The 16261-nt window shown below is 63.3% G+C and carries 14 protein-coding genes and 2 riboswitches; of the genes, 3 read left to right on the forward strand and 11 right to left on the reverse strand.

The annotated features are described in order from the left end of the window. Window positions 1-50: 50 nt before the first annotated feature. From VMP31_RS14595 to VMP31_RS14605, 3 genes are all read left to right on the forward strand, one after another. The gene (locus tag VMP31_RS14595; protein WP_325508313.1) at window positions 51-3338 is read left to right on the forward strand and encodes a carboxyl transferase domain-containing protein; all 3288 of its coding nucleotides are present in this window, start codon (window positions 51-53) and stop codon (window positions 3336-3338) included. Between the two features lie 153 nt (window positions 3339-3491). Next, entirely contained in the window at window positions 3492-5393 is a 1902-nt protein-coding gene (gene dxs / locus VMP31_RS14600) for a 1-deoxy-D-xylulose-5-phosphate synthase (protein WP_325508315.1), read from the forward strand. A gap of 64 nt (window positions 5394-5457) precedes the next feature. Continuing rightward, window positions 5458-5672: riboswitch (cobalamin riboswitch) on the forward strand. A 102-nt stretch (window positions 5673-5774) separates the two neighbouring features. Next, complete coding sequence (locus tag VMP31_RS14605; RefSeq protein WP_325508317.1) at window positions 5775-7664, forward strand: TonB-dependent receptor domain-containing protein; 1890 nt, start codon at window positions 5775-5777, stop codon at window positions 7662-7664. A 233-nt stretch (window positions 7665-7897) separates the two neighbouring features. On the opposite strand, the gene VMP31_RS14610 is transcribed toward VMP31_RS14605, so the two are convergent. From VMP31_RS14610 to VMP31_RS14660, 11 genes are all read right to left on the reverse strand, one after another. After that, complete coding sequence (locus tag VMP31_RS14610) at window positions 7898-8695, reverse strand: helical backbone metal receptor (protein ID WP_325508319.1); 798 nt, start codon at window positions 8693-8695, stop codon at window positions 7898-7900. A gap of 199 nt (window positions 8696-8894) precedes the next feature. Then, entirely contained in the window at window positions 8895-9311 is a 417-nt protein-coding gene (locus tag VMP31_RS14615; protein WP_325508321.1) for an MFS transporter, read from the reverse strand. Beyond that, window positions 9308-9928 carry a GTP cyclohydrolase II gene (ribA, locus tag VMP31_RS14620; protein WP_325508323.1) on the reverse strand — a complete coding sequence of 207 codons (621 nt, stop codon included), beginning with the start codon at window positions 9926-9928 and terminating at the stop codon, window positions 9308-9310. The genes VMP31_RS14615 and ribA overlap by 4 nt, the downstream gene beginning before the upstream one ends. A gap of 148 nt (window positions 9929-10076) precedes the next feature. Beyond that, window positions 10077-10724: a retropepsin-like aspartic protease family protein gene (locus tag VMP31_RS14625; RefSeq protein ID WP_325508325.1), complete on the reverse strand. Its 648-nt coding sequence runs from the start codon at window positions 10722-10724 to the stop codon at window positions 10077-10079. A gap of 17 nt (window positions 10725-10741) precedes the next feature. Beyond that, window positions 10742-11470, reverse strand: coding sequence for a transporter substrate-binding domain-containing protein (locus VMP31_RS14630; RefSeq protein WP_325508327.1), 729 nt, complete (start codon window positions 11468-11470; stop codon window positions 10742-10744). A gap of 33 nt (window positions 11471-11503) precedes the next feature. Beyond that, a complete protein-coding gene (locus VMP31_RS14635) occupies window positions 11504-12034 on the reverse strand; it encodes a phosphatidylglycerophosphatase A (RefSeq protein WP_325508329.1) in 531 nt (176 codons plus the stop codon). Next, entirely contained in the window at window positions 12027-12995 is a 969-nt protein-coding gene (gene thiL, locus VMP31_RS14640; RefSeq protein ID WP_325508331.1) for a thiamine-phosphate kinase, read from the reverse strand. The genes VMP31_RS14635 and thiL overlap by 8 nt, the downstream gene beginning before the upstream one ends. 7 nt (window positions 12996-13002) lie before the next feature. After that, window positions 13003-13494 carry a transcription antitermination factor NusB gene (gene nusB, locus VMP31_RS14645; RefSeq protein ID WP_325508333.1) on the reverse strand — a complete coding sequence of 164 codons (492 nt, stop codon included), beginning with the start codon at window positions 13492-13494 and terminating at the stop codon, window positions 13003-13005. Further along, window positions 13491-13967 carry a 6,7-dimethyl-8-ribityllumazine synthase gene (ribE, locus tag VMP31_RS14650; protein ID WP_087515564.1) on the reverse strand — a complete coding sequence of 159 codons (477 nt, stop codon included), beginning with the start codon at window positions 13965-13967 and terminating at the stop codon, window positions 13491-13493. The genes nusB and ribE overlap by 4 nt, the downstream gene beginning before the upstream one ends. A gap of 161 nt (window positions 13968-14128) precedes the next feature. After that, window positions 14129-15223 (reverse strand): bifunctional 3,4-dihydroxy-2-butanone-4-phosphate synthase/GTP cyclohydrolase II, encoded by a 1095-nt coding sequence (gene ribBA / locus VMP31_RS14655; protein ID WP_325508337.1) that lies wholly within the window; start codon window positions 15221-15223, stop codon window positions 14129-14131. A 12-nt stretch (window positions 15224-15235) separates the two neighbouring features. Continuing rightward, window positions 15236-15901, reverse strand: coding sequence for a riboflavin synthase (locus VMP31_RS14660; RefSeq protein WP_325508339.1), 666 nt, complete (start codon window positions 15899-15901; stop codon window positions 15236-15238). Window positions 15902-16068: 167 nt separating this feature from the next. After that, window positions 16069-16227: riboswitch (FMN riboswitch) on the reverse strand. Window positions 16228-16261: the final 34 nt, after the last annotated feature.

Raw genomic sequence — 16261 nt, forward strand, 5'->3', positions numbered from 1 at the left:
TCCACCGCCGAGCGCCTAAGATGGCTGCAGAATAAAAACCTGGAGCCACCATGCACGTTACGACCGCGCCCTTCGCCGCCCTGCTGATCGCCAACCGTGGCGAAATCGCCATCCGTATCGCCCGCGCAGCCAGTGAACTGGGTATCCGCTCGGTGGCCATCTACGCCGAAGACGATGCTGCCTCCCTGCATCTGCGCCAGGCCGATAGCGCGGTAGCGCTCAAGGGCCGTGGCGTGCCGGCCTATCTGGACATGGATCAGCTGATCGAGATTGCCCAAGCCGAGGGCTGCGATGCCGTCCACCCTGGCTATGGTTTTCTCGCCGAAAACCCTGAGTTTGCCCGCCGCTGCCAGGCCGCCGGCCTGTGCTTTGTCGGACCCAGCGTTGAGGTGTTGCAGCTGTTTGGCGACAAGGCAGCGGCGCGGGAGTTAGCCGAGCGCTGTGCCGTGCCGCTGGTGGCGGGGATAAATCGAGCGATCAGCCTGGATGAAGCCCATGGCTTTCTCGCCGAGCATGGCGCGGTAATGCTCAAGGCCCTGGCCGGGGGCGGCGGCCGTGGCATGCGCCCGGTATTCGCTGCCAGTGAGCTGGATGACGCCTTTGCCCGCTGCCAATCCGAGGCGCAAAGTGCCTTTGGCAATAACGCGCTGTATATCGAACAGCTGGTGCGCAGCGCCCGGCATATCGAGATTCAGGTGTTGGGCGACAGCACAGGCGCGGTCAGCCATCTATGGGAGCGCGACTGCAGCCTGCAGCGCCGTCAGCAGAAGCTGGTGGAAATCGCCCCAAGCCCGGACCTGCCGACCGCCACCCGCGAACGCATGATCGCGGCCGCGTTGAAGCTGGCCGGCGCAGCGCACTACCAGGGCCTGGGCACCTTTGAATTTCTGCTGGATACCGAGCAGCCCGAGCGCTTCTACTTTATGGAAGCCAACCCGCGTATCCAGGTCGAGCACACGGTCACCGAACAGGTCACCGGCGTCGACCTGCTGCACACCCAGCTCAAGCTCGCTGCCGGCCAAACCCTGGCCGACCTCGGCCTGCTGCAACCGCCGCCGCTCAATGGCTGCGCCGTGCAACTGCGGATCAATCTGGAAAGCATGGGCAGCGATGGCAGCACCCGCCCGGCCGCCGGTACCCTGACGGCCTACCAACCGCCCAGCGGCCCGGGCCTGCGGGTGGATGGCTATGGCTACGCTGGCTACCCGGTCAGCCCCAGCTACGACTCATTGCTGGCCAAGCTGATCGCCCATGCCCCGGACTACCCCAGCGCCCTGCGCCGCGCCTATCGCGGGCTGTGCGAATTCCGCCTGGAAGGCGTGGCCAGCAATCTGCATCTGCTGCAGAACCTGCTGCGTCTGCCCCAGGTGGCGAGCTACCAGTTGACCACGCGCTTTGTCGAAAGCCAGCTAAGCGAGCTATTAGCCGCTCAAGCCCAGGCCCACCCACATCACTTCTTTGCCGGTGCGCAGACCGCCAGCCAAAACGCCGAGCCGGTACAGGATGCGCCGCCAGGCTGCCTGCCGCTGCTGACCCACAGCACCGGTGTGGTAGTCAGCCTGGAGGTGGCCGAGGGCGATGCGGTGGCCATCGGCCAGAGCATCGCCGTGCAGGAAGCGATGAAGATGGAGTTTGTGGTCACTGCCAGCCACAGCGGTATCGTCCGCCAACTGGCCGTGCAGGTCGGCAGCGCACTCAATGAAGGCCAGGCGCTGCTGTTTATCGAACCCGCGGACGTCGACGCCGCCGCCAGCCAGAACGAACACAGCCTGGGCCTCACGCATATCCGCGCGGATCTGGCCGAAGTGCTCGAACGCCATGCGCTGACCCGCGACGAGCGCCGTCCCCAGGCCGTGGCCAAACGCCGTAAGACTGGCCAGCGCACCGTGCGCGAGAACCTGGCGGATTTGCTGGATGACGGCAGTTTTAGCGAATACGGCGCGCTGGCGATTGCCGCGCAACGGCGTCGTCGTTCGCTGGAAGAGCTGATCGAACAAAGCCCAGCCGATGGTCTGGTGGCCGGTACCGGCACGGTCAACGCCGAGGCGTTCGGTAGCCAGGCCGCGCGCTGCATGGCCATCGCCTACGACTACACGGTATTCGCCGGCACCCAGGGGGTGATGAACCACAAAAAGACCGACCGCATGCTCGGCCTCGCCGCGCAGTGGCGCTTGCCGCTGGTACTGTTTGCCGAGGGCGGTGGTGGCCGACCGGGGGATACCGACTTTGTCGGCGTGGCCGGGCTGGATTGCCACACCTTTGTCGGCATGGCGCGGTTGTCCGGGCTGGTCCCCACCGTCGGGATAGTCTCCGGCCGCTGCTTTGCCGGTAACGCCGCCCTGCTCGGCTGCTGCGATGTGATTATCGCCACTGACAACGCCACCATCGGCATGGCCGGCCCGGCGATGATCGAAGGCGGCGGCCTGGGCAGCTTTACCCCCGAGCAAGTCGGCCCGGTCAGTGTGCAGGGCCCCAATGGGGTGATCGATGTACGGGTGGCCGATGAAGCCGAGGCGGTGCGCGTGGCCAAGCAGTACCTGAGCTACTTCCAGGGGGCGCTAAGCGAATGGGACTGTGCCGATCAGCGCGAGTTGCGCCACTTGATCCCGGAAAACCGCCTGCGCGTCTACGATATCCGCCAGGTGATCGCCACCCTGGCCGACACGGACTCGGTGCTGGAACTGCGCCGCCAGTTCGCGCCGGGGCTGATCACCGCCTTTATCCGTATCGAGGGCAAGTCGTTCGGCCTGCTGGCCAATAACCCCGTGCATCTGGGTGGGGCCATCGATGCAGTGGCCGGCGACAAGGCTGCGCGTTTTATGCAGCTGTGCGACGCCTTCGATATTCCGCTGCTGTCGCTGTGCGACACCCCCGGCTTTATGGTCGGCCCGGAGGCGGAAAAACAGGCCACGGTACGCCATGTGTCGCGCATGTTTGTCGCCGCCGCCAGCCTGACGGTGCCGTTCTTTACCGTGGTGCTGCGCAAGGGCTACGGCCTCGGTGCCCAGGCCATGGCCGCCGGCAGTTTCCATTCGCCGCTGTTTACCATCGCCTGGCCCAGCGCCGAGTTTGGTGCGATGGGGCTGGAAGGGGCGGTGCGCCTGGGCTTTGCCAAGGAGCTGGCGGCTATCGAAGAGCCCGCGGCGCGCCAGCAGCTGTTCGACAAGCTGGTGGCCAAGGCTTACCAGAACGGCAAGGGCATCAATATGGCCAGTTTTCTCGAGATAGATGCGGTCATCGACCCCGTGGAAACCCGCGCCTGGCTGCTGCGCGGGCTAAATGCCACACCCAGGCCGGCAGCGCGTGAAGGCAAAAAGCGCACGGTCGATACCTGGTAGAACGTAGGATGGGTGGCAACCCATCAATCGCGGTGATGGGTTGCCACCCATCCTACGAATTTATTGGCTGCCGGACTGGCCGAACCATGTTTGGGCAGTTTCCGGCGCTTCGGGTAAACTGCCGCATCTTTTATACCTATAACGATCTGCCTGATGCCGACGACCTTCCACGAGATTCCCCGTGAGCGCCCGCTGACGCCCCTTCTAGACCGCGCCAACACGCCGGACGAGCTACGCCGCCTGGGCGAAGCCGAGCTGGAAACCCTGGCCGACGAGCTGCGCCAGTACCTGCTGTATACGGTCGGGCAGACTGGCGGGCATTTCGGCGCGGGCCTGGGTGTGATCGAGCTGACCGTGGCCCTGCATTACGTCTTCGACACCCCGGATGACCGCCTGGTGTGGGACGTGGGTCATCAGGCCTACCCGCACAAGATCCTCACCGGCCGCCGCGAGCAGATGGGCAGCCTGCGGCAGAAGGACGGCATCGCCGCCTTCCCGCGTCGCTCGGAAAGCGCGTACGACACCTTTGGCGTCGGCCACTCCAGCACCAGCATCAGCGCCGCACTGGGCATGGCCATCGCCGCCAAGCTGCAGAACAGCAAGCGCAAGGCCGTGGCGGTGATCGGCGATGGCGCATTGACCGCCGGCATGGCCTTCGAGGCGCTGAATCACGCCAGCGACGTCAACGCCAATATGCTGGTGATCCTCAACGACAACGATATGTCGATCTCCAAGAACGTCGGCGGCCTGTCCAACTACCTGGCCAAGATCCTCTCCAGCCGCACCTACGCCAGCATGCGCGAGGGCAGCAAGAAGATCCTCTCGCGCCTGCCCGGTGCCTGGGAAATCGCGCGCAAGACAGAAGAACACGCCAAGGGCATGCTGGTGCCCGGCACCCTGTTCGAGGAACTGGGCTGGAACTATATCGGCCCGATCGACGGCCATGACCTACCGACCCTGCTCGCCACCCTGCGCAATATGCGCGATCTGGAAGGCCCGCAATTCCTCCATGTGGTGACCAAGAAGGGCAAGGGCTTTGCCCCGGCCGAGGTCGACCCGATTGGCTACCACGCGATCACCAAGCTGGAGCCGATCAACGCGCCAGCAGCCCCCAAGCAAGCCGCCGGCCCGAAATACTCCAGCGTATTCGGCCAGTGGCTGTGCGATATGGCTGAGCAGGACCCACGCCTGGTCGGCATTACCCCGGCAATGAAGGAAGGCTCGGACCTGGTGGCCTTTAGCGAGCGCTACCCCGAGCGCTATCTCGACGTCGCCATCGCCGAGCAGCATGCGGTGACCCTGGCCGCCGGTATGGCCTGCGACGGAGCCAAGCCGGTGGTGGCGATCTACTCCACCTTCCTCCAGCGCGCCTATGACCAGCTGATTCACGACGTGGCCGTGCAGCACCTCGATGTGCTGTTCGCCATCGACCGCGCCGGCCTGGTCGGCGAAGACGGCCCGACCCACGCCGGTAGCTTCGACCTGTCCTACCTGCGCTGCATCCCCGGCATGCTGGTGATGACGCCAAGCGATGAAAACGAACTGCGCCGCATGCTCACCACCGGCCACCTGTTCGACGGCCCCGCGGCGGTACGCTACCCACGCGGCAGCGGCCCGAATGCGGCTATCGAGCCGGGCCTGCAGCCGCTGGAAATCGGCAAGGGCATCGTCCGCCGCCAGGGCCAGAAAGTGGCTCTGCTGGTATTCGGCGTGCAGCTGAGCGAGGCGCTCAAGGTCGGCGAAGCACTCGACGCCACAGTGGTCGATATGCGCTTTGTCAAACCACTGGATGAGGCCCTGGTGCGCCAGCTGGCCGCCAGCCACGAGTTGCTGGTTACAGTCGAAGAAAACAGCGTGATGGGCGGTGCCGGCAGTGCGGTCGGCGAATGCCTCGCCCGCGAGAATATCCTCAAGCCGCTGCTGCAGCTGGGCCTGCCAGACTACTACGTCGAACACGCCAAACCGACCCAGATGCTCGCCGAGTGCGGTTTGGATGCGGCCGGCATTGAAGCAGCAGTACGCCAGCGCCTGGTGCAGCTGGAAACGCCCCAATAATGTAGGCGCGCCGCTCGCTACGGCGAGCGGCTTGTGCTTCTACTCGCAGCACCTTAAGGTGCGCGACGTTTTATCTGTCTGAGGTCGCTGCCAAACCAGCAGCGTGAAAAGGGAAGCAGGTGCGCCGCTGTCGACTCGACAGCCGCAAGGCCTGCGCTGCCCCCGCAACGGTAACCGACAGCGCGCAAGCGCAGCCTTTCTCAAATACCACTGGGTTCGCCTGGGAAGGTGAGAAAGACAGTCGGCAGCCCGGAGACCTGCCTCGGCGTGAAGTGACTGGTGTTGCGGAGGGCATCACCGTCAAGCGCTGGCTATCGCCTCCTTGCCCGGTGCTTGTCCCTGCCCTCCTCGAAAGTTTTTCTGTCTTTTGAGGATTCTCCAATGAAATTGTCCCGTCTTGCTCTGGCTGTGGCACTGCTGCCGCTGGCTGCCCATGCTGATCAGTCCAGCCCTGTCGACTCACTCGAGCTGCAGCCGCTGATCGTGACCTCCGGACGGCACGCCGAACCGGTTCAGCAAGCGACCGCTGCCACCACCCTGTTTACCCGCAAGGACATCGAGCGTCTGCAAGTGCGCAGCGTGGCGGAGCTACTTGAGCGTGTACCCGGCATCAGCGTCAGCCGTACCGGCGGCGCGGGGAGCCAGACTGGCCTGTTTATGCGCGGCACCTCGACCGCACAAACCCTGGTTTTGGTAGACGGCCAACGTATTTCCGCCGCCTCCAGTGGCACCAGCAGCCTGGAATTTCTCAGCCCGGAGCAGATTGAGCGGGTGGAAGTGGTGCGTGGCGCGCGCTCGGCGCTCTATGGCTCGGATGCCATCGGCGGGGTGGTGCAGATTTTCACCCGCCAAGGCAGTGGCGATGGCCTCAAACCCTATGTTCGCCTTGGCGTCGGCAGCAACCAGACTTTCGAGCGCAGCCTTGGCCTGTCCGGCGGCGACGGGCAAACCCGCTTCAACCTGGGGGCCGCACTCGATGAAACCCAGGGTATAGACGCCACACGCGACAATTTCGGGGCCAACGGCGATGACGATGCCTACCGCAATAAATCGCTGAGCCTGAACCTCTCGCACCAATTCAATGACGACCTGAAGGTCGGCTTCAGCGCCCTCGACCAGCGCGGCCAGGCCGAGTTCGAGGATATCTTCAGCACCTCGCTGCCCACCACGGACTTCCAGCTCAGCAGTCTGTCCAGCTATATCGACGCCAACCTTAGCGAAGCCTGGAATAGCCGCCTGGAAATCGGTCACAGCGAGGACAAGCGCGACACCGGCAACGATCAGCCACAAGCCAGCGCCGACGCGTTCTACAGCTTCAACACCTACCGTGACTCGATCAACTGGGTGAATACCCTGGCGCTCAACGAGCGCCACCAGGTGCTGCTGGGGGCCGACTGGTATGAAGATCGAGTGACGGGCAGCGAGACCTTTACTGAGGATTCGCGCTGGAACCAGGCGGCATTTATTCAGCACCGCTACAGCGCTGAATATTTCTCGACCGAACTGGGCCTGCGCCATGACAAGAACCAGCAGTTCGGCAGTGAAAACAGCTGGAACGCCGCGCTGACCGTGCCGTTCAACACCGCCAATGACCTGATCCTGTCCTACAGCGAAAGCTTCCGCGCACCGACCTTCAACGATCTGTATTACCCGGACTTCTGCTTCAGCGGCTTTTGCTTCCCGAGTGCCAATCCGGACCTAGAGCCGGAAACGTCCAAAAGCTACGAAGCCCAATGGCGCAGTCGCTACAGCGAAACCGGCGCACTGGAACTGTCGCTGTATCGCATCGACCTGCAGGACGCGATTGTTCTCGACCAGAACTTTATCCCGCAGAACGTCCAGACCGCCCGCATCAATGGCTTCGAGGCGGCGCTCAAACAGGAGTTGTTCGGCTGGCAAAGCAACCTGGCACTCGCCTTGATCGACCCACGGGATCGCGACACGGGACACACCCTCGCCCGCCGCGCTAAACGCACGCTGAGCCTGGACCTGGATCGCCAGTTCGGTGACTTCGCCGTGGGCACCAGCTGGCGCGCAGTCAGTGGTCGCTATGACGACGCCGCCAACACTCGTGAGCTGGGCGGTTACGGCCTGCTTAGCCTGCGCGGCAAATGGCAAGCCAGCGAGGAAGTGGCCTTCGACCTGAAACTGAACAACCTCTTCGACAAGGACTATGCCGAGGCGACCTACAGCACCACCAACGGACGCTTCGGCTACAACAGCGAAGGCCGCACCGCGCTGTTTGCCGTGACCTGGACTCCTCAGCTTTAAGCCCCTAACGTAGCGGGTAAACGCCAGAACGTAGGAGCCCCGTAGCTCCTATACTTGCCTGCAAAGCCTGCAATCTCGTAGGGCGGATATGCCGAAGGCTTGTCCGCCATTAGGGTGCCAGCGGTGGACAAAGCTTCGCTATGTACACCCTACAAAAGCGCACTGGGTAGCCCGGATGAAATCCGGGGATTCGCTGCAAGGGTTAAAGACCATTGCTGGATTGGCTCAGGGCTTTAGCGCGCCTCGGCCAACTGCTCACAGAGTTGCTGCAGCGCCCCCAGCATCTGAAAACTCGGCCGCTCCAGGCCTGCATCCGGCACCAGCCACAGCTGTTCGCGGGCCACCGCGGCCACCCCCGGCCAGCTGCGCCAGGCATCCAGCTGCCCTTGCACGCCGGCCAGAATCACCTCGGGGTTCCCTTGCAGCACCGCCTCCACGCTGATCTGCGGCGCAGGCAAGGCAAGCTCGGCAAAGATATTCTCGGCCCCACAGATACCCAGGGCGTCACTGATAATCTGCTGGCCGCCGATGGTATACAGCGGTACATCCCAGACCTGATAGAACAGGCGCAACGGCTTTTCACGCTGGTAGCGCTGACGCAACTCGGCCAGGCCTGTATTGAATTGTCGCTGCAGCTGCCGGCCTTGTTCGGCGCGATCAATACGTGCGCCGATTTCGACGAAGTTCTCCGCCAGATCGGCCAGTTTGCGCGGTTCGGCGATCAGTAGGGGAATGCCCAGACGTTGCAATTGCTGGCGCTGGGCGCTGCCGATGCTATCCGGCCAGAGCAGCACCAGATCGGGCTGCAACTGGAGCAGGCTTTCCAGCTCAAGCTGGCCATAACGCCCCACCGAAGGCAGCTGCGCTAGCGCTGCCGGGCGCTCGCCGCCATCGAGCAGGCCAACCAGCAAATCGCCCGCATCCAGCTCCAGCATGATTTCGGTCAGGGAGGGTGCCAGGCTGACCACCCGTTCGACCGCCGCTGCCGGCCAGGCCAGCAACAGCATCAGGCAGAGAGTAATGACACGCATCAGCAGGCCGCTTAAGAACGTTACCGAGGACGCCGAGGCAAGGCGAAAACGGTCGAGACACGAGCGCAGCGAAGTAACAGCCAACGGCTGGCCCAAAGGGCGAGCACAGCGAGTTAAGCGGAGTTTACTGCTGTAAATGAGCATTTCGAGACCGGTTTCAACGCAGCATCGGCTACGCAGGTAGTTCTTCAGCGGCCTGTTAGCCGAGTTGGCGAGGTATGCGGTAGAGGTACAGCAGGACGATGCTGGAAATCGCCAGCAGGATCAGGGGAATCGCCTCCAGCCCGGCGAACACCGCAAATGCGGCGATCCAGGCCGGCAGGCCGGCACCGAGAAAAGCAGTACGGCGCACGCGCGCCAGCTCAAGCCAGGCATCGTGCTCGGCGGGGGTATCGAGGGCTTTTTCAGTGGCCACCAGTGCGCGCTTGTAGGCGCTGAACAGCGGCAGGCTGATAAACATCGAGGCGACCCCGGCGATAAACAGCGGCATGGTCAGCACGCTGGTTTGCTGGCCCGCGCCGAACAGCAGGTTGAGCACAAACAGCGGCAGCAGGGTCAGCGCCAGCTGCCGCCACCAGGCCAGCGCCAGACGGCTGCGCACTTCGCTGCGGGTCACAGGCTCTCCTCGACCTCGCCCTGGTGCAGGCTGCCGAGCATATGCCCGAGCTTGCCGGCCTTGGTCGCGAGGTACTTCTTGTTGTGCGGGTTGTGGTCGATCTGCAGCGGCACCCGGGTTGCCACATTGATGCCCATATCGCCCAGCGCTTTGACCTTGCGCGGGTTATTGGTCATCAGCTTGAGTGCCTTGATGCGCAGGTGTTCGAGCATCGGCAGGCAAATCTCGTACTCACGCTGATCGGCCCCAAAGCCCAGACGCTCATTGGCCTCGACAGTATCGGCACCGCCATCCTGCAGCTCGTAAGCGCGGATCTTGTTCAGCAGGCCGATACCACGGCCTTCCTGACGCAGGTAGAGCAATACGCCGCGGCCTTCGTTGGCAATCGCGCGCAACGCTGCTTCGAGCTGAAAGCCGCAATCGCAGCGCAGGCTGAACAGCGCGTCGCCGGTCAGGCATTCGGAATGCAGGCGCCCCAGCACCGGCTCGCCATCGGCCACATCGCCATAGGTCAGGGCGACGTGTTCCTTGCCGGAGGCCGTTTCGAGAAAGCCATGCATGGTAAACACGCCAAAGGGCGTAGGCAGCTGGGAGGCGGCGACGAATACGACGGGCACCGGATGCTCCTAAGATAGAGAAATGAACGATAAATTCAGGCCGGCATTGTAACAGCAGGCCTCGTCAGCGGGTCAGCCTGAATTACCGATGATAAGGATCGAAGCAGCGCCTGGCCTTGCCCCGCACGCGGGTGGCATGACGCGACCGTTAAAACTTGGATTCCAGCACCAGCATGTCCTGCTCGACGCGCCAGCCAATCCGACCGAGAAAGCTCATACCGAGCAGCGCTTCGGTGGGTGAACCACCCTCCAGTATCACGGCGTCGACGCCCAGCACTTCCAGCTCGCCGACCTTGACCCGATCGAGGTTGACCTGCCAGCCGCGCACCGTACCGCTGGCCGTGCTGACCTGCAGCGGCCTGCCGCTGACCCGGTAATCGATACCCAGACGACGGGCATGGCCATCATTGAGGGCTATCGACGTTGCCCCGGTGTCGACCAGAAACTGCACGGACTGGCTATTCACCGAGCCGGCAACCCAGTAATGCCCGCCGATGCCCTTGGCGATGCTGAACTGCTTCTTCACCGGTGCGGCAAAGCCTTCGCTGTATTCACGGCTCAGGCCATAGCTGCGCTCCACGCCATCGACGCGCAACACCGCGCCACGGCTGTCGGCACTGACCACCACCACTCCACCGGGGCCGGTCTGGCCGACCTTGACCAGCTTGCGCTGGCCGTCGACATTCAACACCGCTGCGCCCGGGAAAAGCCCCACAACCCGCACCTGGGGAGCGGCCCAGACGCAACTGGCGGCCAGCAGCAGCCAGCCCAGAATGAAAAACTTGATACCCTGCATACGGCTTCTCGTGGCGGTTAATCGAAGGGATAGGGCTGCTGCCAACGTGTAAAGAGCTCGCGCAAACGATCCTCTTCCAGCAGCAGCTCCATGCGTCGGTCGTAGAGCTCGGCCAGTGCCCGGCCCCGTGGATTATCGGCAAAACCCAGGTAGAGCGGCAGCGCGGTCAGAATGGTCGAGCGGTAACGTTCCGGAGCCTCGGTCGTGGCCAGCAGATCCTCGACCTCGCTCAGGGCATCGATATAGAAATCGGCATGGCCAAGGTCAAGCATGCCCAGAATACCGCTACGGCGCTGCACTTCGCGGTATTGGCGCAAGCCTGGCAGATAGCGCTGGTACTCATAACCGCGGATCCACACCAGACGAAACTCGCCGATGTTGGCCAGGCTGGGCAGCGGCTTGTCCGCCAGGCCGAGGGCGGCAATCCGATCGGCATCGTAGGGGAGGCGCGGGTAGAACACCCCCTCATCGACTTCATTGTGGTAAGAGCCGACCCAGGCATCTGCCTCGCCACGCTGCACCAGGCCGATGGAGCGGGTGTAAGGCACGCTCTGGATCTGCAGCTCCACACCGGCCGGCTCGAATACCAGGCGCATAATGTCCCAGGCCAGGCCCGTGCCATCGGCATGGGTATGCTGCGTCCATACCTCGCTGGCAATGCGCACCTGTTCCGGCATTGGGGCATTGGCCTGCACGGTGCAGCAGGCCAGTAAAGCGAAGAGCGAGATCCAATATCTGCGGCCCATACGCCACCTCTTAATGATCAGCCCAACCAATGATCAACCCAACAATGCCGCCGCCACGCCGTTGGCCCAGCCCCAAACACACAACTGCAGAGCCATCCAGGCGAACACGCCGGCGAGTACGTCATCGAGCATGATGCCGACACCGCCATGCACATGCCGATCGATCCAGCGGATCGGCCAGGGCTTGAGGATGTCGAACAGGCGGAACAATAGAAAGCCTAGCAGCAGCCAGCCCCAACCGTCCGGCACCAGCCAGAGGGTGATCCACATACCGACCATTTCGTCCCAGACGATGCCTTCGTGATCGTGCACACGCAGGTCATCGGCCACCTTGCCGCACAGCCAGAAGCCAAACAGCATGGTGATGCCGAGCATCAGCCAGTAGCCCCAGTCCGGCAGCATCTGAAACAGCGGGATAAACGGCAGCGCCACCAGCGAGCCCCAGGTGCCGGGAGCTTTCGGCAAGGTGCCGGAGCCAAAGCCGAAGGCCAGGAAGTGCCAGGGGTTGCGCCATACCGAAGGCGGGACGAACTCGGCGGGGACTTGCTTGGGATGATCAGTCACTGGCACTTCCAAAATGTTGATAGCCGCTGCGTGGCAGCTGCACGGGCTGGCCTTGCGAGTCCAACAGAGTAACGCCCTGGCCGGCCACAACACGACCAATCACTCGCACCGGCCAGCCAGCCTGCTGCAAATCCGCCAGATACTGCGCCGGCAGGGTAAAGGCCAGAAGGTAATCATCGCCACCGCTTAATGCGCACTGGCGCGCCGCCGTCTCCCCGGCGAATGCCAGCAAAGCGGCGGACATCGGCACCTGCGCCTGTTCAATCAGCAGCGCCACACCGGACGCCGCGGCGATATGCCCGCAATCGGCCAGCAAGCCATCGGAAATATCCAGAGCGGCCGTGGCCTTGCCGCGTAGCGCCAGGCCCAGATCGAGCTGCGGTATAGGCGACCAGTAGCGCGCCAGCAGCGCCTCGGCCACTGCGGGCTCGGCTTGGCGTTGCCCGAGCACCAGCGGCAAGGCACCAGCGGCATCGCCCAACTCACCGCCAACGCAGAGCAGATCACCGACCTGCGCGCCCTTGCGGGTCAATGCCATACCGGTCGGCACACGGCCGAAGACGGTCAGGGTCAGACTCAGGGGACCACGGGTGGTATCGCCGCCGATCAGACGAATCGCGCAGTGCTGCGCCATCTGATCCAGACCACGGGCAAAGGCCTGCAGCCAGCCCGGCTCAGCACTGGGTAAGGTCAAGGCCAGGGTAAAGCCAACAGGCGCTGCGCCCATGGCGGCCAGGTCACTGACCGAGACGCCCAGCGCACGCTGGCCCAGCAGAAAAGGATCGGCAGATTCGGGGAAATGCACCCCGGCGACCAGGGTGTCGGTAGAAATTGCCAGCTGCTCGCCAGGCGGCACTTGCAGCAGGGCGCAGTCGTCGCCGATGCCCAATGCCACGCCTTCGCCAGCCTGCGCACAGGACGCAGCGGCGAAGTAATGACGGATCAGCTCGAACTCACCCAAAACAGGCTTAACGCTTATTAGCGCGAACTTCGTCCGCGCGTAGGCGCGGTGCCAGCTTGTCCAGCACGCCGTTGACGAACTTGTGCCCGTCGGTGGCGCCGAACACTTTGGCCAGTTCGATGCCTTCGTTGATCACCACGCGATAGGGAATATCGATGCGGTTTTTCAGCTCGTAGGTCGACAGACGCAGGATCGACAGTTCGACCGGGTCGATCTCGGCGATCGGACGGTCAAGCAGCGGCTCGAAGGCCCCGTCGATCTCGCTTTTCTGCCGCGGCACGCCGTGCAGAATCTCGTGGAAGTAGGCACCGTCCACCGCAGTGAAGTCATTATCGACGCGGAACTGTGCTTCGATCTCGTTCAGTTGCTGCCCAGCCATATGCCAGGAGTACAGCGCCTGCATGGCCAGGGTGCGCGCCTGCCGGCGCGCGAGGGTCTTGGTACTAGGACCTTTTTTCGGTGCTTGTGGCTGCTGCCCGTTACCGTCGTTCTGGCTCACTTGGCCTCCAACTGCGCCAGCAGGCTGACCATTTCCAGGGCGGACAGTGCAGCTTCCGCGCCCTTGTTGCCGGCTTTGGTGCCGGAACGCTCGATGGCTTGTTCGATGGAATCAACAGTCAGTACGCCGAAGGCAACCGGCACGCCGAACTCCATGGACACCTGGGCCAGGCCCTTGGTGCATTCGCCGGCGACGTATTCGAAGTGCGGGGTGCCGCCACGAATCACTGCACCGAGGGCGATGATGGCGTCGAAATCGCCACGCTGGGCGACTTTCTGCGCGACCAACGGGATTTCGAAGGCACCCGGCGCGCGGATGATGGTGATGTCGCTTTCGCTCACGCCGTGGCGAACCAGGGCGTCAACTGCGCCGCTTACCAGGCTTTCAACAACGAAGCTGTTAAAGCGGCCGACCACCAGGGCAAAGCGGCCCTTGGGGGCGATAAAAGTACCTTCGATGGTCTTCAGGGTCATAGCGTGTTCTCACAGTGTTTAAAGAGCCAGAGCGCACAGTGGCGCGCCCTGAAAATAAAATCGTCCGCAATCTTGCGGCTTCGGTGAATCAGCAACCCTCATCCGGCGCTACGCGCCACCTTCTCCCGAGGGAGAAGAAAGGCTGCGGCCTTCGGCCGCTCTTATTCGGAGGGCAGGTATTCTACAACTTCCAGGTCGAAACCGGATATTGCATTGAACTTCATCGGCGAACTCATCAGGCGCATCTTGCGCACGCCGAGGTCACGGAGAATCTGCGAGCCGGCACCGACGGTGCTGTAGGTAGTCGGGTTGGCGACTTTTGTTTCGCCGCCCAGCTGGCGCTCCAGGTGCGCCAGCAGGTCCGGGCCGGTCAGCGGATTGCCCAGCAGCAACACCACGCCGCTGCCGTCCGCAGCCACCTGCTTCATCGCCGCACGCAGGCTCCAACGGCCCGGCTGGTTGACCATAAACAGGTCGCGCAGCGGGTCCATATTGTGCACCCGTACCAGGGTCGGTTCCTCGGCGCAGATGGTGCCCAGGGTCAGGGCCATATGCACGTCGTTCTCCACCGAGTCGCGGTAGGTGACCAGGTTGAACTGGCCCAGCTCGCTGTCCAGCACCTGCTCGCTGACGCGCTCGACGGTGCGCTCGTGGATCAGGCGGTAGTGGATCAGGTCGGCGATGGTGCCAATCTTGATGCCGTGCTCCTTGGCGAACTCCTCCAGCTCGGGGCGACGGGACATGGTGCCGTCGTCATTCATGATTTCGCAGATCACCCCGCTCGGCTCGAAACCGCCCATGCGCGCCAGGTCGCAGGCCGCTTCGGTGTGGCCGGCACGGGCCAGCACGCCGCCAGGCTGGGCCATCAGCGGGAAGATATGGCCGGGGCTGACAATATCGTCGGCCTTGGCGCTTTTCGCCGCGGCGGCCTGTACGGTGCGCGCGCGGTCGGCGGCGGAGATACCGGTGGTGACGCCCTCGGCGGCCTCGATGGAGACGGTGAACTTGGTGCCGAAGCCGGAGCCGTTGCGCGGGGCCATCAGGGGCAGCTTGAGGGTTTCGCAGCGTTCGCGGGTCATCGGCATGCAGATCAGGCCGCGGGCGAAGCGCGCCATAAAGTTGATGTGCTCGGCCTTGACGCACTCGGAGGCGATAATCAGGTCGCCTTCGTTCTCGCGATCCTCGTCATCCATGAGGATGACCATCTTGCCGGCGCGGATGTCTTCGATCAGTTCTTCGATACTGTTAAGAGCCATGCTGGCGATTCCTTAATTCTTCAGGTAGCCGTGTTCGGCCAGAAAGCTTTGCGTCATACCGGCGGCCTTGCTCGGCTCGGCGGCTTTGTCGCCGAGCAGCAGACGCTCCAGATAACGCGCCAACAGGTCCACTTCGAGGTTGACCTGAGTGCCAGGGCGATAGTCGACCATGATGGTCTCGGCCAGGGTATGCGGCACGATGGTCAGTTCGAATTCAGCGCCGTTGACCGCATTGACAGTCAGGCTGGTGCCATCGACGGTGATCGAGCCCTTGTGGGCGATGTACTTGGCCAGCTCGCGCGGCGCGCGAATGGTGAACTGCACGGCGCGGGCGTTATCGGCACGGGCGATGACTTCGCCGACGCCATCGACATGGCCGCTGACCAGGTGGCCGCCGAGGCGACTGGTGGGCGTCAGGGCCTTTTCCAGGTTGACCGGGCTGCCGGCTTTCAAGCTGATAAAAGCGGTATGCGCCAGAGTTTCGCGGCTGACATCCGCCCAGAAGCCATCGCCGGGCAGCTCCACGGCAGTCAGGCAGACGCCGTTGACCGCGATGCTGTCGCCCAGCTTGACGTCGCCCAGGTCGAGTTTGCCGGTACTGACATAGACCCGCACATCGCCGCCCTTTGGGGTCAACGCGCGGATGCTGCCAATGGCTTCGATTATGCCGGTAAACATGCCACCCCCTGCGTCGCGCCCATAGCAAAGCACTGGCGAACAACGCCAGAAGCCCGGGGCACAGAATAAAAATCAGACATCTAAACCAACTCCTGTTTTATAAAAAACAGGGCGCGTTTGATCGATAGGGATTTCGAGGCACGCCTGAACGCGCCTTGTTGAGGCAATCCCGCTCTCTCTTTATCCGGACTTTAACCGTCGGCCCCGGAATCACACCGGGTCTGCTGACCTTGCCCAGTGATTTACACCACCTGACAAGCGCTCGCGGGCTAAGCCTTGCAGCCATTACCGCCGGTGGGGAATCACACCCCGCCCTGAGAACGTTACGGCTACTTGCGCAGCCGAGACGCGTTTTACCAC

This window comes from Pseudomonas sp., assembly GCF_035512415.1.
In the GTDB taxonomy this organism is placed as follows: domain Bacteria; phylum Pseudomonadota; class Gammaproteobacteria; order Pseudomonadales; family Pseudomonadaceae; genus Aquipseudomonas.